Annotated in this window: 20 protein-coding genes; 7 read left to right on the top strand and 13 right to left on the bottom strand. The window is 59.7% G+C overall.

Going from position 1 to position 23,804, the window contains the following annotated elements; genetic code table 11:
- Positions 1-5: 5 nt before the first annotated feature.
- From QRN48_RS03150 to QRN48_RS03140, 3 genes are read left to right on the top strand one after another with little or no spacing between them, the layout of a single operon-like run.
- On the top strand, positions 6-788 hold the full coding sequence (locus tag QRN48_RS03150) for a hypothetical protein (protein WP_191942782.1): 783 nt from the start codon (positions 6-8) through the stop codon (positions 786-788).
- A 50-nt stretch (positions 789-838) separates the two neighbouring features.
- The gene (locus tag QRN48_RS03145) at positions 839-1,546 is read left to right on the top strand and encodes a hypothetical protein (protein WP_191942783.1); all 708 of its coding nucleotides are present in this window, start codon (positions 839-841) and stop codon (positions 1,544-1,546) included.
- The gene (locus QRN48_RS03140; RefSeq protein WP_285348828.1) at positions 1,543-2,187 is read left to right on the top strand and encodes a hypothetical protein; all 645 of its coding nucleotides are present in this window, start codon (positions 1,543-1,545) and stop codon (positions 2,185-2,187) included. The genes QRN48_RS03145 and QRN48_RS03140 overlap by 4 nt, the downstream gene beginning before the upstream one ends.
- 11 nt (positions 2,188-2,198) lie before the next feature.
- On the opposite strand, the gene tspR is transcribed toward QRN48_RS03140, so the two are convergent.
- The 13 genes from tspR to QRN48_RS03075 form a co-directional block, all read right to left on the bottom strand.
- Complete coding sequence (tspR, locus tag QRN48_RS03135) at positions 2,199-2,795, bottom strand: type III secretion system genes modulator TspR (RefSeq protein WP_285348826.1); 597 nt, start codon at positions 2,793-2,795, stop codon at positions 2,199-2,201.
- 67 nt (positions 2,796-2,862) lie between these two features.
- On the bottom strand, positions 2,863-5,658 hold the full coding sequence (locus QRN48_RS03130) for a hybrid sensor histidine kinase/response regulator (RefSeq protein WP_285348824.1): 2,796 nt from the start codon (positions 5,656-5,658) through the stop codon (positions 2,863-2,865).
- Between the two features lie 92 nt (positions 5,659-5,750).
- Positions 5,751-7,046, bottom strand: coding sequence for a phosphoribosylamine--glycine ligase (gene purD, locus QRN48_RS03125; RefSeq protein ID WP_285348822.1), 1,296 nt, complete (start codon positions 7,044-7,046; stop codon positions 5,751-5,753).
- Between the two features lie 167 nt (positions 7,047-7,213).
- Positions 7,214-8,821, bottom strand: coding sequence for a bifunctional phosphoribosylaminoimidazolecarboxamide formyltransferase/IMP cyclohydrolase (gene purH / locus QRN48_RS03120; RefSeq protein WP_285348821.1), 1,608 nt, complete (start codon positions 8,819-8,821; stop codon positions 7,214-7,216).
- A 78-nt stretch (positions 8,822-8,899) separates the two neighbouring features.
- Complete coding sequence (gene fis / locus QRN48_RS03115; RefSeq protein WP_015093301.1) at positions 8,900-9,220, bottom strand: DNA-binding transcriptional regulator Fis; 321 nt, start codon at positions 9,218-9,220, stop codon at positions 8,900-8,902.
- Entirely contained in the window at positions 9,217-10,230 is a 1,014-nt protein-coding gene (dusB, locus tag QRN48_RS03110; RefSeq protein ID WP_285348804.1) for a tRNA dihydrouridine synthase DusB, read from the bottom strand. The genes fis and dusB overlap by 4 nt, the downstream gene beginning before the upstream one ends.
- Before the next feature lie 277 nt (positions 10,231-10,507).
- Positions 10,508-11,926, bottom strand: coding sequence for a DUF3426 domain-containing protein (locus QRN48_RS03105; RefSeq protein ID WP_285348802.1), 1,419 nt, complete (start codon positions 11,924-11,926; stop codon positions 10,508-10,510).
- A gap of 55 nt (positions 11,927-11,981) precedes the next feature.
- Complete coding sequence (gene prmA, locus QRN48_RS03100; RefSeq protein WP_285348801.1) at positions 11,982-12,860, bottom strand: 50S ribosomal protein L11 methyltransferase; 879 nt, start codon at positions 12,858-12,860, stop codon at positions 11,982-11,984.
- Between the two features lie 303 nt (positions 12,861-13,163).
- Complete coding sequence (gene accC / locus QRN48_RS03095) at positions 13,164-14,513, bottom strand: acetyl-CoA carboxylase biotin carboxylase subunit (protein WP_037015526.1); 1,350 nt, start codon at positions 14,511-14,513, stop codon at positions 13,164-13,166.
- A 17-nt stretch (positions 14,514-14,530) separates the two neighbouring features.
- Positions 14,531-14,986, bottom strand: coding sequence for an acetyl-CoA carboxylase biotin carboxyl carrier protein (gene accB, locus QRN48_RS03090; protein WP_037015523.1), 456 nt, complete (start codon positions 14,984-14,986; stop codon positions 14,531-14,533).
- Positions 14,987-15,066: 80 nt separating this feature from the next.
- Entirely contained in the window at positions 15,067-15,519 is a 453-nt protein-coding gene (aroQ, locus tag QRN48_RS03085; RefSeq protein ID WP_285348869.1) for a type II 3-dehydroquinate dehydratase, read from the bottom strand.
- Positions 15,520-15,668: 149 nt separating this feature from the next.
- On the bottom strand, positions 15,669-17,456 hold the full coding sequence (locus QRN48_RS03080) for a protein-disulfide reductase DsbD (protein WP_285348799.1): 1,788 nt from the start codon (positions 17,454-17,456) through the stop codon (positions 15,669-15,671).
- A gap of 104 nt (positions 17,457-17,560) precedes the next feature.
- A complete protein-coding gene (locus tag QRN48_RS03075; protein WP_285348797.1) occupies positions 17,561-19,219 on the bottom strand; it encodes a diguanylate cyclase in 1,659 nt (552 codons plus the stop codon).
- A 335-nt stretch (positions 19,220-19,554) separates the two neighbouring features.
- Between QRN48_RS03075 and QRN48_RS03070 the strand changes: the two genes are divergently transcribed.
- From QRN48_RS03070 to speA, 4 genes are all read left to right on the top strand, one after another.
- On the top strand, positions 19,555-20,595 hold the full coding sequence (locus QRN48_RS03070; protein ID WP_420806910.1) for a DUF2333 family protein: 1,041 nt from the start codon (positions 19,555-19,557) through the stop codon (positions 20,593-20,595).
- 3 nt (positions 20,596-20,598) lie between these two features.
- Positions 20,599-21,144 (top strand): NUDIX hydrolase, encoded by a 546-nt coding sequence (locus QRN48_RS03065; RefSeq protein ID WP_191942792.1) that lies wholly within the window; start codon positions 20,599-20,601, stop codon positions 21,142-21,144.
- A 162-nt stretch (positions 21,145-21,306) separates the two neighbouring features.
- Complete coding sequence (locus QRN48_RS03060; RefSeq protein ID WP_037015509.1) at positions 21,307-21,678, top strand: translation initiation factor Sui1; 372 nt, start codon at positions 21,307-21,309, stop codon at positions 21,676-21,678.
- Between the two features lie 183 nt (positions 21,679-21,861).
- Positions 21,862-23,775, top strand: a complete 1,914-nt coding sequence (speA, locus tag QRN48_RS03055; protein ID WP_037015507.1) for an arginine decarboxylase — start codon at positions 21,862-21,864, stop codon at positions 23,773-23,775.
- Positions 23,776-23,804 lie beyond the last annotated feature (29 nt).

Below are 23,804 nucleotides of genomic sequence, written 5' to 3'. Positions count from 1 at the left end.
TGAATATGAATAACGACGCTTTTATGGCCCACGTTGCGAACATCCCTTCACTGGAGTCGATTCGACCTGCTCCCCTGAGCGAATACCCCACATCTGACATGGTCGAACCGGCCAGTGCGGCGGTTGCAGGCCAGGGCATCATCGGTTTCGTCGAGGGCATTAGCCTGCAGGCGCGTGAAGATGTTCTGGACACCTTCACTTACGCGACCCTGGCCGCCGACAGGCGACACAATGTGATCACCCAGAATGGCGCTTGGTACGAGGTCTTCCGTGAGGTCATGAGGCGGGCGTTGCACTGGACTCCGCAGAAGGTCGCTTACACCAACTACTCCAGCCGCGAGCGCGTGCTGACCATGGACAAGATCGGCCTGGATCTGCTCGCCTCATCGCTCACAGCGGCCAGCGCAACGGCTGCTACAGGCGGTGCTGCATCGCCCTTGGTCCTGCAGGTTGCGAGTGATGCAGTCAAGGCACTTAAAGAGAATCCGGGTCCGTTTCGTCTGTTCGACGGTCGGAGCAGGAAGTCCAACGGTGTGCGGTTTATGGTGGGCGGATGCCGGGAGAGCCAGGAGGGTGTGATCGTTCTGGCCGTGGGCGCGGTAGAGATGAAGGCCCAAATCACCACGGGTCATGTGCTGTTCGTCAACTGGAACTCGGTGTCGCTCGATATTCAGCGAAGTGCTGACGTTTTCGTGTTCCATCAATCGCTGTACGCACTGCGTCGTGATCACGTACGCACGAAACTGTCGGAAGCTGCGGACGCTGCGTTTCTGGAATTCCCGATTTAAAGATCAACAGGGTCGCAGTCTGGCTGCGGCCCCTCACAGGAGTGGGATAGATGAATCAGGAAGTTTCGGGAATGTATATAAACGGCGCAGAATTAGTCGTGTTTCTTGATGCGGTGGAATCACCCGCCAGGCAGGACATATTGGCGTCAACGCTGTACGCCCAATTGGCCGCCGATAAACAAACACCTAAGTTCACCGACTGCTCCAACTGGCATGCCACGTTGCTCAAGGCGCTGACGACGTTCGGCTGGTTGAGGCTCGAACTCCTAGGCCGTGAAGATGATTGTCTCAAGTCAGAGACTTTTACACCGGTCGATCTGTTCAGCGCGTTGCTGCCGGAGGTGCTCGGCAGCTGGCGAGGAAAGAAGCTGGAGGACCTGCTGAGCCGGCTTTTCTGCTCGCCGTTGAGTGATCGCGCCCTGTCGCTTCGCGATCGAAGCCTCTTGTTAGCCGACGCGTCGCCCACCGATTCAGCCGCGAGTACAACCGTCTCGAGCGCACTGATGCAAATCAGCTTTGTGCTGCCGACAGGCGAAAAAGTCTCGATGTGCGTCGGCCTCAAAACGAATGAAACCATCGCTCAGAACCCATTCACCCAATCATTCGCCCGGCAAAAACTGGTGGGCGAAATCAACTGCTTCGGGTTGATCGCCAAGCTGGACGACCTCAGGTACGCGCAGTTCCGGAACAAGATCAACGTCGCGCTCAGTGAAAGGCGCGATGAGCTATCGCTTGTCGTCGAGGGGTGTGGGTCGTGAGCGCCCGCACCGGTGCGCTCGTCGGCAGCAACCTCGTGTCGCTGTATGAAGGAGTCAACAGGCAGGACCGTGAAAACATTATGGAATGCCTGCTGGGTGCCCATATGTTTGCCAGCCGCCACTTTGATCGGCGGCGGGATTATTCCAATTGGTTTTTCAGATACCGCACGCGGCTGCAGAGCCGTGGCTGCGTATTCGTGAGCCCTATCATTCATCAGCCACGGGTGATCTCAAGTGCGGCAGAGCTGGACTCTTCCACGTTTCGCGTCGTTCGAGCGGTGGGTTCACGCATACTTGCCGAGTTGGTTCAGGCTTCCTGGAAAGGCATGCGGGCCAACGAATACGCCAACCAGTTTTTCAAGCACGGCGATGCTGACGGGGTGATCGGCAATGTCCAGGTCGTACCGTGTACGGTGGAGGCCACCGGCGACATCAATATGCTGATCTGTAGCATCTCGCTGACCGGTACCGTCGATATCAAGGACTACGATTTCTGGACCGAGACGCGCCGGGAGATGCTGCTGCGAATTAGCGGCGGGCTGTATCGTTTTGACCGCACTGTGTATGCGGCCTATCGAGCGCAGATCCGCAGCGAGCTGGGCAAAGACTTCGAGCGTGCGATTCGACAATTCCCGATCTGAAGGTCATGCGCTCAAGGGACGAGGTAACCCTTGATGCCGGTAAAGATGATCTGGGCGGCCAACGCACAAACAAACAACCCCATCAGCCGACTGACTATTTGCAGGCCCTGATCGCCCAGAACCCGCTCGATGCTGTTGGAGAGGTAAAGCACCACGCCGACTGTCAGGCTGGCCAGCGCGATGCTGACGATGGCGGTGAGCTTGTCGTCCCAGTGTGGCTGGCTGACGCCCATAACGAGCAGCGCACCAATGGTGCCAGGGCCTACCGTGATGGGGATGGTCAACGGCACGATGGCAACGTCCTGCTGAACGTTGTCGGTCTGTACGCCTGATTTGCCCTGGGCCATGGCCAGCGCGGAGATGAACAGCACACTGCCCGCGCCGATGCGGAAGGCGTCGGCAGTGATGCCAAATACCCCAAAAATCACCCGGCCGAACAGGTACAACAGCACGCTGGACACCAGCGTTGCGAGCGCGATCTTCCACGCCAGGCGCTTGCGTTCCTTGCGCGAATAACCGCGGCTGAGGGAGATGAAACAGGACAGGACGAAGAACGGGCTATAGAGCACCAGCATCTTCAGATAAACGCTGAACAGCACGTGAAGCATGGTTTGAGCTCATGGCAGCAGACTGGGACGGCGCCAAGTCTATCAGCCCGCTACGTGGACCTGGCGGTCAGTTTTGCTCAAAACGGTCATCGTCTCGGAGCGAGCGCGTCGCTTGATCCCGCGCACGCTGCTCCACCCAATACTCCACGAGCTCGCGCAATTGGGAGAGCTCGACCGGCTTGGACATATGGCCGTCCATTCCGGACTGGCGAGCGCGATCCTTGTGCTCTGCCAGAATATGCGCAGTCAGGGCCACCACAGGGGTGCGTATGCGCTGATTCCCGGTTTCCCAGGCGCGGAACTGCTGGGTCGCCGAAAAACCATCCAGAATCGGCATTTCGCAATCCATCAACACCAGGTCATAGCGCTGGGCTTTCATCGCCTGCAACGCCTCTTCACCATTGCTGGCAGTGTCCGGTTGCAGGTTGAGTTTGCCCAGCATGCCGCGAATGACTTTGGTGGATATGCTGTTGTCTTCGGCCACCAGAATGCGGAAGTCGCTCGGCACGTCTATATCGCCGATCAGCCCGGGCACCATCGAGAAGGGGGCATTGCCCTTGTTGCGCTGATTGAGTTCGTCGGCCAGCGTGGTCTTTAGCGTGTACCCGGCGACCGGTTTGGCGAGGATGCGCTTGACCCCGGCATTTCGCGCGACGACCTTGCTCGGCGCATTACTGATGCCGGTAAGCATGATCAACAAAATGTCGTGATTCAGGCTGGGGTCTTCCTTGATCTTGGCGGCCAGTTGCATGCCCGTCATTCCCGGCATGTTCTGATCAAGCAGGACGATATCGAAGTAATCACGCAGGTGAGCCTTGGTGCGCAGCAGGGCCAGCGCCTCTTTGCCGGTCGGCACCGCGCTGACGTTCAGCCCCCAGGCGCTGCACTGCTGGACCAGCACCTTGCGGCACGTGTCGTTGTCATCGACGACCAAGACCCGAGCGCCTTTGAGCGGGCTGTCGAGATCGGCGGGCGGCTGTTCAAGTCGTTCGGCATCCAGCGGCAAACTCAGCCACAAGGTGCTGCCCTGGTTGGTGCCGCTCTGGATGCCGAACTCCCCGTTCATCAACAGGATCAACTGGCGCGCGATGACCAGCCCCAGATGCCCACCCACCTTGCTGGCGGCGAGGAAGTTCTTGCTGTGCAGCTCGGCGTGCAATAGGGCATCCCTTTCGTTGGGGGTCAGCGGGGTGCCGCTGTCCTGCACGGCGATGCGCAGTCGGGGTTTGCCAGCGCGGGAGTCGAGGGCGACGACCAACAGGATCTCGCCCTCGTCGGTCTTCTTTAAGGCGTTCTCCAGCAGACTGAGCAGCGTCTGACGCAGCCGCGTCGGGTCACCGCTGATGACCCGCGGCACCTGCGGCTGTATGAAACTGATCAATTCGACACTTTGCTGCTCGGCTTTGGCGCGGAAGATGCTCAGGCAATCTTCGATCATTGCGTAGAGGTCGAACTGCACATCATCCAGCTCGATCTGCCCTGACTCGAGTTTGGTGATGTCGAGGATCTCGTTGATCAACGTCAGCAGCTCGTTGCCTGCGCTGTGGATGGTCTGCACGTAATCGCGTTGTTTGACCGACAGCGGCGTGCCCAACAGCAGCTCGGTCATGCCCAGAACGCCATTCATGGGCGTACGGATTTCATGACTGATCTTGGCCAGAAATTCGGCCTTGGCGTTGATTTCCGCGGTGCTCGCCGCCAGCTCGCGGCTCACGCTGAAGTTGTCTTCGGTAATGCTGCGGTGGCGCTCGCTCAGGGCAATGCTCATCAGCAGGCCGCACAGGCAGAACACCGCCAACACACCGATGATCAACGTCTGCGCCGCAATGCTGGTCAGCCAGAGCATGGCAGGCAGTACCACGAGATTGCCCAGATTGAACACGATCATGGCGATCACGAACGGACGGGCCGGGGAATAGCCTTTTTGCAGGTGATAGATCGACACGGCCGTGATGCTGAAGGTGGTCAGTGCAACCAGCAGGAAGGTCAGGATGTTCAGCGGCAGCGTGTTCACGAACAGCACCAGCAGGGCGCCAAAACCGACTATCAGCAAGACGCCCATCAACAGACGGTTGAGTATTTCGACCCCGCGCTGAATGAAGAAACAATACGTGTACATCAGCCCCGTTGCAGCCGCCAGCAGCAAAGCGAGATGCGCGCTGGGCGTCTGCGCCAGATGCCAGTGCGGAAGCCATGGCGCCTGAAGATTGAGCAAAAGAAGGGCGCTCAGCCCCAAAAAGGCTTCGCACGCGGCCAGCCATAAACTGCTGATTGAGCGCGATTGAGCGTAGCGCGTAAGGTTCTGCACAATCAGCATGGCCAGCGAGCCGAAGAACAGCCCGAGCAGCAACGGTCGTCGCTCATCGGCAGCACTCGAAACGGCCGACTGCAGGGTGATGTTCGGGCGCAACTCCTGTTCCGATTTAAGGCGCAGGTACAGGTCGAGCGGCTTTTCGCGATACGGGACCGGCAGCAGGAAGTCGAGTGAGGGCAAGGGCTGGGCTTCGCGCGGCACTTTGTTGCCTGAGCGGGAGTGATCGATCAGGCGGTCGCCGTCGAGCACGTACATGTCAACGGTCGCCAGATCAGGTGCGAAGATGCGCACCAGCTGTTCGTGATTGGCGGGGGGGAGGCGATAGTGCAACCACAGGGCCGCATTCCGGGAGGTCGCGCGCACCTTGTCGAGTTCGACAGGGCTGAACTGGGATTCGTAGTGGGGCGAGCGGATATCGCCGAGGTTCAGGTTCGCCTGATCGTCGACAAGCGTTGACCATCCTGCACCGACCTCGGCCACGGCCGGGGATATACAGAGCAGGGTCAGCAATGTGACAGTCAAACGAGTGGCAATCCTGAGCCAGCGCACGGCGAAATCCCTTCGTGAATGAACCCTGTTAACTATGCCGCACCGTCTGACCGGTCAGCGGCCCCTGAGGGTGTCACTGACCGGGCCAAGGCTCACGCCGGATCTTCGCCACGTTCCCGGGCGATAGCGCGGTAGCCGATGTCCTTGCGGTAAAAACAACCTTGCCACTCAATCTTTGCAGCCAATGCATAAGCGTGTACTTGGGCGTCACCAACGGTCTCGCCCAGCGCCGTCGCGCACAGCACGCGACCGCCGGAGGTCACGATCCGTCCGTCCTGCAACGTGGTGCCAGCATGGAACACCTTACCCGGCAGTGCCGCTGCAGCTTCAAGCCCTTGAATCTTGTCGCCCTTGGCATAATCAGCGGGATAGCCGCCGGCCGCCAGCACGATGCCCAGGCTCGGACGCGGGTCCCACTGAGCATCCACTGTGTCCAGCGTTTGCGCCAGAGCGGCTTCGACCAGCGATACCAGGCTCGACTGCAAACGCAACATCACGGGCTGTGTTTCCGGGTCACCAAAGCGGCAGTTGAATTCGATCACTTTCGGGTTGCCGGCCTTGTCTATCATCAAACCAGCATAGAGGAAGCCGGTGTAAATGTTGCCTTCATCGGCCATGCCCCTGACGGTCGGCCATATGACCTGGTCCATCACTCGCTGGTGTACGTCGGCGGTGACCACCGGGGCCGGGGAATACGCACCCATCCCGCCGGTGTTCGGGCCGCTGTCGCCATCACCCACGCGCTTGTGATCCTGGCTGGTCGCCATTGGCAGTACGTTTTTGCCGTCGACCATGACGATGAAACTGGCTTCTTCACCCTCGAGGAATTCTTCGATCACGACGCGCGAACCCGCATCACCAAATGCGTTGCCGGCCAACATGTCACGCACGGCTTCTTCAGCCTCGGCAAGGGTCATGGCAACGATGACGCCTTTGCCTGCCGCCAGGCCATCGGCCTTGATGACGATCGGTGCGCCTTTCTCGCGCAGATATGCAAGGGCCGGTTCGATTTCAGTGAAATTCTGGTAGTCGGCTGTCGGGATCTTGTGACGCGCCAGGAAATCCTTGGTGAACGCCTTGGAGCCCTCAAGCTGGGCGGCGCCTCGGGTCGGACCGAAGCAGCTCAAACCACGGGTACGGAACAGGTCGACGACACCCGCGACCAGGGGGACTTCCGGGCCAACGATGGTCAGCGTGACGTTCTTTTCCGCAAAATCGGCCAGTTGCTCCAGCGCCAACACGTCGATCGCCACGTTCTCGCACTTGGCTTCAGTGGCCGTGCCGGCGTTGCCGGGGGCGACGAAGACTTTCTCGACGCGAGCATCCTGTGCAACCTTCCAGGCCAGAGCGTGTTCGCGGCCGCCGCTGCCGATAATTAAAATATTCAAAGAAAGACTCCTTCGGAGAAGCTGCAAGCTACAAGCGGCAAGTGAAAGCGAATCGCACAACTTTCAATCACTGCTTATCGCTATGAATTGTTGGGGCTGCCAGAGCAGGGGAGCAACACCGTCTGCTTTTGCTTGCCGCTGGCAGCTTGAAACTTGCCGCTGAACTGTCAGTGCCTGAAATGGCGCATGCCGGTGAAGACCATCGCGATACCGGCTTCGTCCGCCGCTGCAATCACCTCGGCATCGCGCATCGAACCGCCGGGCTGGATGACGGCAGTGATGCCAACCTTGGCAGCGTTGTCGATACCATCGCGGAACGGGAAGAACGCATCGGAGGCCATCACCGCGCCCTGCACCTGCAAGCCGGCGTGTTCTGCCTTGATCGCTGCAATGCGGGCGGAGTTCACGCGGCTCATCTGGCCTGCGCCGACACCAATGGTCTGACGATTCTTGGCATAGACGATGGCATTGGATTTGACGTACTTGGCGACTTTCCAGGCGAAGATCAGATCGTGGATCTCTTGCTCGGTCGGCGCGCGCTGGGTGACCACTTTCAGGTCGTCCGCGCCGATCATGCCGATGTCACGGCTCTGCACCAGCAGGCCACCGTTGACCCGCTTGTAATCCCAGGCTGGCGCACGCTCTGCGTCCCACTGGCCGCTGGTCAGAAGCCTTACATTCGCTTTACTGGCGATAACGGCCTGGGCTTCGGCGCTGACGCTCGGGGCGATGATCACCTCAACGAACTGACGCTCGACGATGGCTTTGGCCGTCTCGGCGTCGAGTTCACGGTTGAAGGCGATGATGCCGCCAAACGCCGACTCGCTGTCGGTTGCGTATGCCAGCTCGTAAGCCTGACGAATGCCCCCTTCGGCATCCAGGCTGACTGCAACGCCGCACGGGTTGGCGTGCTTGACGATCACGCAGGCAGGTTTGACGAAGCTTTTGACGCACTCAAGCGCGGCGTCGGTGTCTGCCACGTTGTTGTAGGACAGTTCCTTGCCTTGCAGCTGGGTTGCCGTCGCGATGCCCAGCTCGGCTGGTTTGGCTTCGACATAGAACGCCGCGCTCTGGTGCGGGTTCTCGCCGTAGCGCATTTCCTGCGCCTTGATGAACTGGGTGTTGAAGGTGCGTGGGAATTCGCTGCGGCCTTCGGTGCTCAGGGTCTGGGCGGTCTGATCGACGCTGCCCAGGTAGTTGGCGATCATGCCGTCGTACGCAGCGGTGTGTTCGAAGGCCTTGAGCATCAGGTCAAAGCGCTGGGCGTACGTCAGGCCACCTGCCTTGAGGCTTTCCAGAACCTGCGTGTAGTCACCGGCATTCACGACGATAGCCACGTCTTTGTGGTTCTTGGCAGCAGAGCGGACCATGGTCGGGCCGCCGATGTCGATGTTCTCGATGGCGGTCGGCAGGTCGCAGCCCGGCTTGGATACCGTGGCTTCGAACGGGTAGAGGTTAACGGCGACCAGATCGATAGGCTTGATGCCGTGCTCGTTCATGATGGCATCGTCGGTACCGCGACGGCCCAGAATGCCACCGTGGATCTTGGGGTGCAGGGTCTTGACGCGGCCGTCCATCATCTCAGCAAAGCCGGTGTAATCCGCGACTTCCACTGCTGCAACGCCGTTGTCCTTGAGCAGCTTGAACGTACCGCCGGTGGAAAGGATCTCGACACCGAGGGCTTCGAGTTCACGTGCGAACTCAAGAATGCCGGTCTTGTCGGATACGCTGATCAAGGCGCGGCGGATCGGCAGGCGGGTCGTCTGGTCGGTCATCTCAACTTCCATCAAAAGCAAAAGAATTTTGCAAAAAAAACGACCGCATTGAAGTGAGGTCGCTTGTCTTTCGGATGCTTACAGCAGGTCGTACTGCTTGAGTTTCTTGCGCAGGGTGCCGCGATTCAGTCCCAGCATTTCCGAGGCTTTGGTCTGGTTGCCCTTGACGTAGTTCATCACGCATTCGAGCAGCGGCGCCTCGACTTCCGAGAGCACCAGATTGTAGACATCGGTGACGGCCGCACCTTCCAGATGAGCGAAGTAGTTGTGCAACGCCTTCTCGACGCTTCCGCGCAGGGTCTGGCCCTCTTCGCTCGGCGTATTGAGGTGTTGTTTCAAATTGACGTTGTCGCTCACGGGTGTTGTTCCACTCACTAAAGTCTCAGTCATCATCGTCATGCGGCCACCTCTTCTTCGTTCCCGGCTGGGCGGGATTTATCGCGCCGGGAAAAGAACTCCCGAACGTTGGCGCACTGTGCTTCTGTATCTTCCAAACGGTTGAAAAGGGCGCGAAACTCCCGGGCGCCCGGCAACGTTGCGAGGTACCAGCCGACGTGTTTGCGTGCGATCCGCACGCCCATTACGTCGCCATAGAAAAGGTGGAGCGCGGCCAGATGCTCTAGCAGAATGCGTTCCACTTCACTCACCGGCAGCGCAGGAAGTTTCTCCCCGGTCTGCAGGTAGTGTTCTATCTCGCGAAAAATCCACGGGCGCCCCTGAGCGGCCCTACCAATCAACAGCCCGTCGGCACCGGTAGCGTCGAGGACGTAACGGGCCTTCTCCGGTGAATCGATGTCGCCGTTGGCAAACACCGGAATGGACACCGCCTGCTTGATGGCCGCGATGGTGTCGTACTCGGCTTCACCGGTGTAGAGGTCGGCACGGGTTCGCCCGTGAACCGCCAGCGCCTGAATGCCGGCTTGTTCGGCGATTCGGGCGATATTCAGGCCATTCTTGTTCGCTCTGTCCCAGCCAGTGCGAATCTTCAGTGTGACCGGTACCTCGACTGCAGCGACCACCGCGTGCAGGATTTCGGTCACCAACTGCTCATCTTTCAACAGCGCGGAACCGGCGGCCTTGTTGCAGACCTTTTTGGCCGGGCAGCCCATGTTGATGTCGATGATCTGCGCGCCGAACTCGACATTGGCGCGTGCCGCGTCCGCAAGCATCTGCGGGTCTCCGCCAGCGATCTGCACCGAGCGGGGCTCGGGATCGCCTTCGTGAATCATGCGCAGCCGCGACTTGCGGCTGTTCCAGAGGCTCATGTCGCTGGTGACCATTTCCGATACCACCAGGCCTGCGCCGAGCTGGCGGCAAAGCTGCCGGAAGGGCTGATCAGTGACACCCGCCATCGGGGCGAGGATCAAGCCGTTTTGCAATGTGTAAGGGCCGATGCGTACCGCCGACATAGGGTGACCTGTTGTGGGGCCGAATCACGAGGTCTGGTCCGAAAAGTGCTTCAGCGCCAATTCAGACGGGACCCAGAGTATGAAAAAGGGTGGGCATGATACCCGCTCTCGATGACTGGATAAAGGCTGAATTGGATAAAATCTGAACAGCTGCGTTCTTATTGCAATCTGCCAGCCCGGGGCGCGAATTGTCATAAAAGTGTCGTCGGATTTCGGGCGTTAAGGGGCATGCATCGGTGCCGCATAACAGTGCGCACGCGCGTCCTGCCCGCCGGTGTTACTCGGGGGAGCGGAAACTCAGGCTGTAATTCGCAGCCTTGGGACCCGGGTCGAGGATGTCCAGCGCAATGTGTATCGGCGTCTGCGGTGGCATCTCGTCTTTGCCTGCCAGTTCGCCGCTCAGGTATTCACCCGGTTTGAAGCGCCGGCTGGCGATCAACTGACCGGTTGCATCGGCGAAGCGCAGTTCGAGCAACGGGAAGGGCTGGGAGAACGATGCGCGGTTGTAAATGATCGCGTCAACGATCAAGGCGCCCTGAAATTCTGGATGACTGCGCACCACAAGGTTGCTGCTTTTGAGGAGTTTGATGTCAACCTTCGAGGGGACCTTGCAGCCGAGGGTCGGGCAAAGCTCGGTGAAGATCGGGCGGTACTGATCCTGTCGCGCCAGCTCTTCGAAGTGATAGGCAATGTACTGACCGACCAATGCGCCCAGCGCAATCAGGATCAACAGCATCCACAGCAAACGCCTTCCCCAGCGAGGTTTGGGTTTTTGCCAGGAGAGCTGCAACGGGTCATCTGTCAGGTCGAGCAGCGCCGGATCCCGCAGTCCCGGTTCGTTGCGGCCGCGTTTGCCCATGGTTCGGTCTCGCGGCAGCTCGTCTTCATCGTCCGAAAGGGCGCGCAAGTGCTCAGGATCATCTTGGGTGTCCAACGCGGAAAAGCGTTCAGACGGCGGCTGATCGTCAGCTTCGTCATGCTTGAGCGAATGGGGGCGATCCTGCTCGTCGTGGAGGTCATCCGGGGTCAATGAAAACGAGGGCTCGGTACGATGGCTGTCTCGCAGGTCAAGATCGTCGTCCAGCGGGGGCTGTTGCGCATGTTTGTCGTGCTCATCGACCACTTCAGCGCGCAGCTCGGGCAATTGTTCGACGTCGTCACGACCCGCCCCTTCGCTCCACGACTCATGCGCGACATCCGGTTCGTCGCGCCGGGCACTGAAAGATTCAGTGTCATCGCGGTCGCGGGCTGTATGGCTCCGCCCAAATGACTCCGGGAGCTGGATTTCACGCTGTTCGAGGCGAGCAAGCTCCACGTCCAGGTCATCCAGATCCAGGCTGTCCAGATCAACATTGGGGGCGTCACGCTTGATCGGCATCGACGCTGGCGGCTTCACCACCAGCGACTGTGTTGCGAGGATCTCCGGTTTTTTCTCGACGGTGTCGGGATGCTGCAAGGGAGTCGACGGTTGCTCTGCCGGCTTCTCGACCGGGCTTTCCAGGGTGGTCGACAGGGATGCTGCTGTGGGTGACTGGAATGACGTCCCGGCACGTTGTTCCAACAACTGTTTCGCAGCGTTGAACACCTGGAGGCATGAGCCGCAGCGTACCGTGCCTCGGGCGACGCTCAGCTGAGCGTGGCTGACGCGGAAACTGGTCTGGCAATGCGGGCACTGAGTGACGAAGCTGTCGGTCATGCGGGTATCCGGGGTTAAAGAGCGCCTGGTGGCAGAATCTTAGGGCAACGGGCTGTCAGCGGCGACGACCAGTGATCCGTACCCAGCCATCACGGTTGGCAATCGGGTCCAGCTCAAAAGCCTCGGCGTAAGCGGTGGCCACTTCATTGCCTTGCTCGGCAAGGATGCCGGACAGCGCCAGACGGCCGCCGGGCTTGACCAGGCTTGCCAGTTGCGGCGCCAGGGAAACCAGCGGCCCCGCGAGGATATTGGCCACCAATACATCGGCGGGCACGTGTGGCAAGTCTTCAGGCAAATACAGCGGGAAGTTCTCGGCCGCGATGTTGTTGCGCCCGGCATTGTCGCGAGAGGCTTCAAGGGCCTGAACGTCAATATCGGTGCCGACGGCCTGCTCTGCACCCAGCAGCAATGCGGCGATGGCGAGAATGCCGGAGCCGCAGCCGAAGTCCAGCACGTTGCAGCCGCTCAGGTCCTGGCCGTCAAGCCACTCCAGGCACAGCGCGGTGGTCGGGTGAGTGCCGGTGCCAAAAGCCAGACCCGGGTCGAGCAGCAGATTGACCGCTTCGGGCTCCGGCGCAGCGTGCCAGCTCGGCACAATCCATAGCCGCTTTCCGAAGCGCATCGGCTGAAAGTTGTCCATCCAGCTGCGTTCCCAGTCCTGATCTTCGATCACCTCATGGGTGTGCTCCGGCAATTGCGCGTCAGTCAGCAGTTGCAGATGGGCAAGTACCTGATCCGCATTCGTGTCAGCTTCAAACAGCGCTAGCAGGTGCGTGTGCGACCACAGTGGCGTGGTGTTCAGCTCTGGCTCGAAGATCGGCTGGTCTTCAGCGTCCATGAACGTCACCGATACGGCGCCGACTTCGAGCAAGGCGTCTTCGTAGGTTTCAGCTTGTTCGGGGCTAATGGCGAGACGGACTTGCAGCCAAGGCATGGCGGGTGACCTTCGAGTTGGAAGTTGATAGGCGGCGCAATGGCCACGAAAGACCGGCAAGTTTACGGGGTTCGCGGGGAAACAACAAAGTGGGTGTCGTAGCGGGGTCGGGAAAGTGGGGTGGGCTTTAACCGGGAAGGCGTCAGGCTTCAAACCGCGAAGGTGATTTCGGTCACCCCGGCCTCTTCCCGGCTCAAGCGAGTTCCACAGGATGGGCGCGTCCCGAAATATTCAGATTGCCCACCCCGGGAACAACAAAGCCGCTCGAAAGCGGCTTTGCGGGTACGGCACCTTACTGGCGAATCAGTGCTTGTCAGCAGCCAGCTTGTGTTCCAGGTAGTGAATGTTGACTCCGCCTTCGCAGAAGCCTTCATCACGGGTCAGATCACGGTGCAGCGGGATGTTGGTCTTGATGCCGTCGACCACGATTTCGTCCAGAGCGTTACGCATGCGCGCCATGGCTTCGTCGCGGGTGGCGCCCCAGGTGATCAGCTTGCCGATCAAGGAGTCGTAGTTGGACGGAACCTTGTAGCCGCTGTACAGGTGCGAATCCACACGGACGCCGTTGCCGCCTGGTGCGTGGAAATGCTTGACCAGGCCCGGGCTCGGGATGAACGTCTTCGGGTCTTCAGCGTTGATGCGGCATTCCAGCGAATGCCCGGTGATGACGACGTCATCCTGGGTATACGACAGCTTGTTGCCGGCGGCGATGCTAAGCATCTCCTTGACGATGTCGATACCAGTGACCATCTCCGAAACCGGGTGCTCAACCTGAACGCGGGTGTTCATCTCGATGAAGTAAAAGCGACCGTTCTCGTAAAGAAACTCGAACGTGCCAGCACCGCGGTAACCGATGTCGATGCACGCCTTCACGCAGCTGGCGAACACCGCCTGACGCGCCTCTTCGTCGATGAACGGGGCCGGCGCTTCTTCCAGGACCTTCTGGTGACGGCGCTGCAGGGAGCAGTCGCGGTCGCCCAGGTGGATCGCCTGGCCCTGACCGTCGGAAATGACCTGCACTTCCACGTGACGTGGGTTGGTCAGGTATTTCTCCAGATAGACCATCGGGTTGCTGAACCATGCAGCCGCTTCGGCGCGGGTCTGTTTGGCCGCTTCGATCAGGTCTTCTTCCTTGTGAACCACGCGCATGCCGCGACCACCGCCGCCGCCAGCGGCTTTGATGATCACCGGGTAGCCGACCTCGCGACCAATGCGCAGCGCGGTTTCTTCGTCTTCGGGCAGCGGGCCGTCAGAACCAGGAACGGTGGGTACGCTGGCGAGTTTCATGGCGTCTTTGGCGGAAACCTTGTCGCCCATCAGGCGAATGGTTTCGGCTTTAGGGCCGATGAACGCGAAACCCGATTTCTCGACCTGTTCGGCGAAGTCTGCGTTCTCCGCGAGGAAACCGTAGCCAGGGTGAATCGCCGTGGCGCCGGTGAGTTCCGCAGCCGAGATAATGGCCGGGATGTTCAGGTACGACAGGTTGGCTGGCGCCGGGCCGATGCAGACGGTTTCGTCTGCCAGGCCCAGGTGCATCAGCTCACGGTCTGCCGTGGAATGGACCGCGACGGTCTTGATGCCCAGTTCTTTACAGGCACGCAAGATGCGCAAGGCGATTTCGCCGCGGTTGGCGATCAGGACTTTTTCCAACATCGCAGGCTCTCCCCGGTTCAAACGATGGTGAACAGCGGCTGGTCATACTCAACCGGCTGACCGTTTTCTACCAGGATGGATTCGATAACGCCGCTCACTTCCGCTTCAATGTGGTTCATCATTTTCATCGCCTCGACGATGCAAATGGTGTCGCCTTTTTTCACGGTTTTGCCGACTTCGACAAACGCTGGCGAACCAGGCGCCGGGGTGCGGTAGAAGGTGCCGACCATTGGCGATTTAACGACAGTGCCGTTCAGCTTTGGTGCGGAAGGCGCTTCGGCGACGGCGGCGGCAGGTGCTGCAACCGGGGCGGGCGCTGGAGCTGCTACTGGGGCAGGCGCGTAGTAAGGCTGTGCTGGAGTCTTGCTGTGACGGCTGATCCGTACGGACTCTTCGCCTTCACGGATTTCCAGTTCGTCGATGCCGGACTCTTCCAGCAATTCGATCAGTTTCTTGACTTTACGGATATCCATTAATCATCAACTCCCAAGGGACGGTCAGGGGGATTTGGTGGCCGGTTCCGGCGGTCTGGCTCAGTCAGGGACTGCGCCGTTCACGTCGTAGAACGCTTGGCCAATAGTTCCAGGGCGGCCTCCAGGGCCAGTCGGTAACCGCTGGCGCCAAGGCCGCAGATCACACCTACGGCAACATCTGAAAAGTAGGAGTGATGGCGGAAAGGTTCGCGCTTGTGCACGTTCGACAGGTGCACTTCGATGAATGGGATGCTCACTCCCAGCAGCGCGTCACGTATCGCGACGCTCGTGTGCGTAAAAGCGGCCGGATTGATCAGAATGAAATCCACGCTTTCATCGCGGGCAGCGTGGATGCGATCGATCAACTCGTATTCGGCGTTACTTTGCAGGTACATCAGATGATGACCCGCTTCACGCGCACGCTGCTCCAGATCCTGATTGATATCGGCCAACGTGATCGAGCCATAGATCCCCGGTTCGCGGGTACCTAGCAAGTTCAGGTTGGGTCCGTGAAGAACCAGGAAAGTCGCCATCGTGTGTTCCTTGTTGTTCGCTTTTACGGCGCTCACTTGCAGCATGAGCCGCTGATGGGCAGCGACTATGCCGGAAAGTGCGATGGACTGTCCAGTTACCCACAATATTCAGCACGTTGTCCGATGTTCGCGCGAAGTTTGTGACCGCGTCACCGGATTTGGTCATTTGCTCTAGAAAGCCGCTCGGAGAACGCTTTGGCGTCAATTTCGCCGACGACACGTACATCGCTCAGCTCGTTGCCGTTTTTTCCGAAAAACAGCAGTGCGGGAGGACCGAACAGTTTGTAGCGGTCCAGCAATCCCCGTTGCTTTTCGTTGCTGTCGGTCATGTCAAAGCGAACAAGTGTGAAGGCCGTTAACTGCGCGACGACCTCGGGATGAGGCAGAACCTCATGTTCGATGACCTTGCAGCTGATGCACCAGTCGGCGTACCAGTCGACCAGCACTGGCTGGCCTGCGTTTTTCGATTCTTCGAGGATACGGTCCAGCTCGGCTGGTTCGGTCACTGTTTGCCAGCGGTCGTCCGTGGGCTGCCGGGTAATGCCCGAAACTGTTTGCGTCTGGCCCAACGGGCGCAGCGGGTCGGTCTGGCCACTGAACGCGCCGTACCAGCAGGCAAGCGCATACATCAGCAAGAACAGCCCCAGCAGCTGGGCGAGTCGGCCACGGGTGGTCTTCGCTCCACCCTCAAGGGCGCCGAGAAACAACGCCACGCCAGCGCCCAGCAAACCGATTAGGAGCAAGGTGGCCTGGCCGGGAATGACTCGGCTGAGCAATACAATGGCCAGGCCCAGAAGCAGCACGCCGATGGCATTTTTTACCGCCACCAGCCATGGCCCGCTTTTCGGAAGCCACGCCGCGCCGCCCGTTGCGACCATGACCAGCGGGGCACCCATGCCCAGACCAAGCGCGAAAAGCTTCATCGCGCCACCCACCGCATCGCCGCTTGCGCTGATGTACAGGAGCGCCCCGGCCAGGGGAGCGGAAACGCAAGGCGAGACCAGCAGGCTCGACACAATCCCGAGCACCGCTGCGCCCCATAAGGAACCGCCCTGCGTATTGCCGGCAATGCGGTCGAGCCGTTCATTGATGGCGCGGGGCAGGCGTAATTCAAACACGCCGAACATGGCGATGGCGAACAGCGCAAAGAACCCGGCGAATGGCACCAGAACCCACGCCGATTGTAGGCGCGCCTGTAGATTCAGGCTGGCGCCAAACATGCCCATCAACGCACCCAAAAGCGCGAAGCAGACCGCCATCGGTAACACGTAGGCCAGCGACAGGGAAAACCCGCGCAGCCCGCCGATCTGCCCGCGCAGAACCACGCCCGAAAGGATCGGCAGCATGGGCAGTACACAGGGAGTAAAGGTCAGTCCGACGCCAGCAAGGAAAAACAGCACCAGCTGTTTCCAGCTGAACTCCACGCGAGTGACGTCGCCAGCCAGTGGGGTGTCCGACGCTGCGGGGCTGGTGCCGCCAATGCTCAGCCGCTCGGTTTCCGGTGGATAGCACAGGCCCTTGTCAGCGCAGCCCTGGTAAGTGACAACCAGCGTGAAAGGGCGGCTGTCCCCTGGCTTGCGTGGCAGGCTGACGTCAAGGATGCCGTGATAAACCTCGACGTCGCCAAAGTACTCGTCATGTTTTTTCTCGCCGTCCGGCAATTGCGCAGCGCCCAGGACGATGTCGGCGGGCTCGGTGCGAAACTGAAAGCGGTGGCGGTAAAGGTAGTAGCCTTCGGTGGCAATGAACTGCAGCTTGATGGCGTCGGGTGTTGTGTCGGACAGGTTCAGCTGGAACGCCTGGCGAACGGGCAGGAAATCCTTGCTGTTATCGACTGCTGGGCCGCCGAGAGTGGGGCTCGGTCTGTTTTCCAGAAAGCTCGCGCCGAAGGCGGGCAGGGCACAGATCAGCAGCAACAGACAAAGCAGGCGGCGCATGGCGGTCTCGCATCACAAAAGTCCGCGCATGATAGCGGAGTGTCTGGGCACATGCTGAGAGGGTTGAATTTCTTCGGTCTGAAAATGGTGTAGGACCTATCCCGTCACACGATGTCGGGATGACGGTGCCTGCTCATCGTCGAGGCTGCAAGACTCAGCCCCTGCACCTGATTGCGACCGGCTTTCTTGGCGCGGTACAACGCTTCGTCTGCCTGGGAAGCCATCATCAGGGCATCATCGTCTGCGGCGATCTCCACCACGCCGGCGCTGAACGTGCAGCACAGATCGACGGGCTGCGCAGGGTAGTGAATTTCGGCGAATCGCTGGCGAATCTCGTCGAGTACGCCATAGGCGGCCGGCAGGTCGGTGTCTGGCATCACCACCGCGAATTCTTCCCCTCCGTAGCGCCCGATGTAGTCGGTCTTGCGCAGGCGTTGCTTCAGGAACAGTGCCAGGCTTTTGATCACGCGGTCGCCCATGGGGTGGCCGTGACTGTCGTTGACCCGCTTGAAGTGGTCGATGTCCAGCATTGCGAAACTCAATGGCTTGTTTTCGCGCCGCGCGCGGAAGCTGCAATCCTCCAGCAATTGCAGGATGTGCGTGTGGTTGTACAGGCCAGTCAGGCTGTCCCGAACCATGCGCGCTTTGAGGTTGCGGGCCCGTGCCGCGCGATTGCGTACGGTGGTGATCAAGTGGCGGGGTTTGATGGGTTTGGTGAGAAAGTCGTCGCCGCCTTCGCTCATTGCGTCCAGCTGTTTGTCCAGGTCATCTTCGGCTGAAAGATAGATGATCGGCACGCTGACGTAGCGATCGTTGTGCCTGATCACTTTGGCCAGCTCGGTGCCTGTGCAACCGGGCATGTACATGTCGAGGATAATCAGGTCAGGTTGAAACTCTGCCAGCTCCAGCATGGCCTTGATCGGATCAAGCAGCGTGCGGGTGACGATGCCGGCGCTGTTCAGCAGGCCTTCCGTGTGCTTTGCCTGCGCTCGGGAGTCATCGATGATGAGCACTTTATAAGGCTCGTATTGCGCAACGCGAGTCAGGATTTCGATCTTTTCCAGCAGACTCGACGCGTCGAGCGTGCCGGTCAAAAATTCTTCACCGCCGGCGCGCACCGCAGCCAGGCGGGTCGGCGTGTCAGTGTCGAGGTGACTGAAAAACAGTAACGGCAGTTTCTGTTCGAGTCCTTCCTGCATCTGGGTGGCGAGTGCCAAACCCGCGCCTGCGCCATTGAAATCCACATCCATCACGACCGCGGCCGGCAAACGTTCGGCCATGGTCATGTGGAAAGTGTCGACATTGCCAAGCGATTGCGCACTCAGCCCAAAAAATTCCAGCTGTTGGGCCAGCCGTTCGCCCCGCTCGGAATCCTGCAAAGCGATGTAGATGGGCTTGCGCAGCGGCGGCAAGGTCGTTTGTTCCAGCCGGTCGCCGTGTCGCAAGCCTGTCCGGGACAGGCGCTGCATCAGACGATTGAGGTCTGTAATCAGCGTGCTGCTCAAGCGTCCGCGGTTGGCTTCGATGTCTACCAGCGCGAGGTTGATCGCAGTGGCCAGTTGCACGTGCTCGACCTGTTCGAAGCGTTCAGCGAAGCGCAGAAGCCGCTGATTGGCTTCTGTGATTTCCACCATATCCGTAGCAGACCATTCACTTTGCTGCAGGCGCTGCCACACCTCAAGAATCTGACGGGCCTGATGGATAACGCGCTGGGCAAAGTGGTGTTTGAGCCGGTCGCGGCTCGGGTCTGCGGCTTCGGTCATGGCTGACTTCTTTATAGGGATACGCCGATACAAATGATGGCGCTATGGTATCACTTGTCACCCTCATCCGAATTGCCTTAAGTCAGTTTTCGGTCCTTTTGACTGCCATGTCGTTCAAATTTCCAGCTTTGGCTATTTGTGGTTCCCGCTTTATCCCTGCAAGTGCCCGACTCAGCTGCTAAACAATTGCCGCTGCCATCACATTCCTGACAAACGCACCTTGCTGTAAGGTTGCGGTCAGAAGCACTGAATTCCGTGATTGAAAGGACTAGGCCATGCTGGATTGGAAGAAACGCTCGGGCAGCGCGGGAACTGAACGCGCTGACGAAAAGCCGATGGGTAAGGCACCACGCGGCTCCCGCAGCTATTGGGGAGGCCTGTTGTTCAGTCGCGCTGTCGGCGCCGTGGTGGGTATCTATCTGGTCATCACCGTCGTCCTCGGTATCTGGTGGAGCAGCGAACCGGCGCTGTTCCCCGTCCAGCAGCAGGCCCAGGCTGCGGCGCAGGGTGAAGGCAAGCAGATGGTGCTGGGTTACACCACCGTCGAAACGCTGAAGACCGTGGCCTCCACGTTGCTGGACAAGCCGGGCGGCTACATTTCCAACGACCGCTCCCCGCCTGGCCTGTGGATGGACAATATGCCGAGCTGGGAATACGGCGTGCTTGTTCAAGTGCGCGATCTGAGTCGTGCCTTGCGTAAGGACTTCGCTCGCTCGCAGTCGCAGTCCGCGGAAGACGGTGATCTCGCACGCGCCGAGCCACTGTTCAACTTTGATAACAAGAGCTGGGTGCTGCCTTCCAGCGAGTCTCAATACCGCGAAGGCATCGCTGCCTTGAGCCGCTATCAAGCGCGCCTTTCCGATCCAAACCAGAAAGGCGCGCTGTTCTATACCCGCGCCGATAACCTGAATAACTGGCTGGGCGACGTCGGTACCCGACTCGGTTCGCTTTCCCAGCGGCTGTCTGCCAGCGTGGGTCGGGTCAAGTTGAACAGCACGTTGAAAACCGAGGCGCAATCGACCGTCACGGTCAAGCCGGGCGAAGTCCCGCAGGTCGATGAAGAGATCGTGGAAACGCCATGGATGCAGATCGATAACGTGTTCTACGAAGCACGCGGTCAGGCATGGGCGCTCTCGCATTTGCTGCGCGCGATCGAGGTGGACTTCGCCGATGTCCTGGCGAAAAAGAACGCGACCGTTAGCGTGCGTCAAATCATTCGTGAACTGGAGGCCTCGCAAGAGCCCATCTGGAGCCCGATGATCCTCAACGGCAGCCCGTTCGGTGTGTTCGCCAACCACTCGCTGGTTATGGCCAATTACCTGTCGCGTGCCAACGCAGCAGTGATCGATCTGCGCCAGCTACTGTCTCAAGGCTGATTAATGAAGGTGTCACAACGTGAGGCCGCTCATCGGGCGGCCTCTGATCAGGAAATGATTGCCTGGGTCGACCATCACGATCAGCCTTTGGGTTCCATGCCTCGCGCCCAGTTGCGCGAACGCGGGCTCATAGGCCGCGGGACCTACATTCTGCTTTTCAATTCGGCGGGAGAGCTCTGCGTGCATCGCCGCACGCTGAGCAAAGCCATCTATCCCGGATACTGGGATGTGGCAGCGGGCGGCATGGTGCAGGCAGACGAAAGCTACGAGCTCTCCGCCGCGCGTGAACTCGAAGAGGAGTTGGGCGTTTCCGGTGTGCAGCTGACTGCCCACGAGCGTTTCTTTTTCGACCAACCGGGCAATCGGCTGTGGTGCGCGGTCTTCTCGGCCATTTGGGACGGCCCTTTGAACCTGCAGCCCGAAGAGGTCTGCGAGGCGCGCTTCATTGGCGTTGAAAAAGCCTTGCTTGAAGCGGCTGAAAAGCCGTATTGCCCCGACTCTCTGGCCGCCCTGAAACGCTATTTGGAAAGCGTCGCAAATGTTCCGTAAATTGGCGCATATTTGCACTTAGCAACTGCGCCTTTTGCCGTTACACTGCGCGACTTTTCACGCCGGACCGCCTAGCGATCCGGTAGCGCCGCCCCTGCCTGAGTGGGGCTTCGCGGTCGGCTCCCGTCGGCCAGACTTCGCTCCTCAACAAGAGGATTGCCGGTGGCCAAAAAAGCCGCATCCTTCGCCGCACTCGGCGGCCTGGTGTTTTCAACCGATGCAGGTCGGCATTGTCCCGACTGCCGTCAGCCTGTCGATGCCTGCGTCTGCAAGAGCACACTCATTCCACAAGGTGATGGCATTGCTCGCGTGCGCCGCGAAAGCAAAGGCCGTGGCGGCAAAACCGTGACCACCATCACAGGCGTCCCGCTTGCCGAGGACGCGCTCAAGGAGCTCGCGACCACGCTCAAACGTCGTTGCGGCACTGGCGGCGCGCTCAAAGAGGGGGTCATCGAGATTCAAGGCGATCACGTTGAAACCTTGCTGGCCGAACTGGTGAAGCAGGGCTTCAAGGCCAAGAAGTCCGGCGGTTGAGCCATCGGTTTCAAGCCCTTTGATTTATGTCGTCGGTCTGGCCGCAGTCACCCATGCAAACTCTGCTGCGCAATGCGGGTCTACTGCCCCATGGCGAGCAGGCGCCAAACCGTCATTTCCACGCTCTACACTGCGCCCAGCCGGTCAGGCCGGGGCTTTATGACTTTTCTATAGGGGACTTTGATGTCCGTACGACGCACACGCAAAGACGATGGCAGCCAATGGACCGTGGCGGACAGCCGCAGTGTCTACGGGATCCGTCATTGGGGGGCCGGTTATTTCGCAATCAATGAAGCCGGCCGCGTTGAGGTTCGTCCCAATGGGCCGAACAGCTCGCCCATCGATCTTTACGAGCAGGTCGATCAGCTGCGCAAGAGCGGCTTGTCCCTGCCGTTGCTGGTGCGCTTCCCTGACATTCTGCAGGACCGCGTTCGTCAGTTGACCGGCGCGTTCGACGAGAACATCGCGCGTCTGGAATACCAGAGCAAATACACCGCGCTGTACCCGATCAAGGTTAACCAGCAGGAGGCGGTGGTTGAGAACATCATCGCCACGCAAAACGTTTCCATTGGTCTGGAAGCCGGCTCCAAGCCTGAGCTGATGGCCGTGCTGGCCCTGGCGCCCAAGGGTGGCACGATCGTCTGCAACGGCTATAAGGATCGCGAGTTCATTCGCTTGGCCCTCATGGGTCAAAAGCTGGGTCACAACGTATTCATCGTCATCGAGAAAGAATCCGAAGTCGAACTGGTCATTGAAGAAGCCGCCGAGCTGAAGGTTGCTCCACAAGTGGGCCTGCGCGTGCGTCTGTCTTCGCTGGCGTCCAGCAAGTGGGCCGATACAGGTGGCGAGAAGTCCAAGTTCGGGCTGTCCGCTGCACAGTTGCTGTCGGTCGTTGACCGCTTCACCAAGGCTGGGCTCGACCAGGGCATACGTCTGCTGCACTTTCACATGGGCTCGCAGATCGCCAACCTGGCCGACTATCAGCACGGTTTCAAGGAAGCGATCCGTTATTACGGCGAATTGCGCAACCTCGGCTTGCCGGTCGATCACATTGACGTCGGCGGCGGTCTGGGTGTCGATTACGACGGCACGCACTCGCGCAACGCCAGTTCGATCAACTACGACATGGACGACTACGCCGGTGTAGTGGTCGGGATGCTCAAGGAGTTCTGTGATGCGCAGGGCTTGCCGCATCCGCATATCTTCTCGGAGAGTGGCCGCTCGCTGACCGCGCACCATGCCATGCTGGTAATTCAGGTCACTGACGTCGAGCGTCACAACGACGAAGTGCCGGAAATCACCGACAAGGAAAGCCTGCCCGAAACGCTGCAATGGCTGATCGACCTGTTGGGTCCGACTGACATTGAAATGGTCACCGAGACCTACTGGCGCGCCACCCACTACATGAGCGACATCGCTTCCCAGTACTCGGACGGCAAGATCACCCTGGCGCAGAAGGCCTTGGGCGAGCAGTGCTATTTCGCAGTGTGCCGCCGTTTGCATAACTCGTTGAAGGCGCGTCAGCGTTCTCATCGTCAGGTGCTCGACGAGCTCAATGACAAGCTCGCTGACAAGTACATCTGCAACTTCTCGGTGTTCCAGAGCCTGCCGGATACCTGGGCGATTGATCAGGTGCTGCCGATCATTCCGCTGCATCGTCTGGACGAAGAGCCACTGCGTCGCGCAGTACTGCAAGACCTGACCTGCGACTCCGACGGCAAGATCAATCAGTACGTCGACGAGCAGAGCATCGAAACCAGCCTGCCGGTTCACTCGTTGAACGAGGGCGAGGATTACCTGCTGGGCGTGTTCCTGGTCGGTGCCTATCAGGAGATTCTGGGCGACATGCACAACCTGTTCGGTGACACCGACTCGGTGAATATCTATCAGAACCAGGATGGCAGCGCGTATTCCGCCGGGATCGAAACCCACGACACCATCGAAGACATGCTGCGTTACGTGCACTTGTCGCCCGAAGAGCTGATGACCCACTACCGGGATAAAGTCGCCAGTGCCAAGATCACCCCGCGCGAGCGGACTCAGTTTCTAGACGCCTTGCGTCTGGGCCTGACGCGGTCTTCTTACCTGTCGTCGTGATGATGTAGCACCTCTCAAAAACGGGCCCT

The sequence above is a fragment of the Pseudomonas sp. ME-P-057 genome (genome assembly GCF_030208975.1).
GTDB classification, from domain to species: domain Bacteria; phylum Pseudomonadota; class Gammaproteobacteria; order Pseudomonadales; family Pseudomonadaceae; genus Aquipseudomonas; species Aquipseudomonas lutea.
This window is presented reverse-complemented; position numbering and strand designations above follow the sequence as displayed.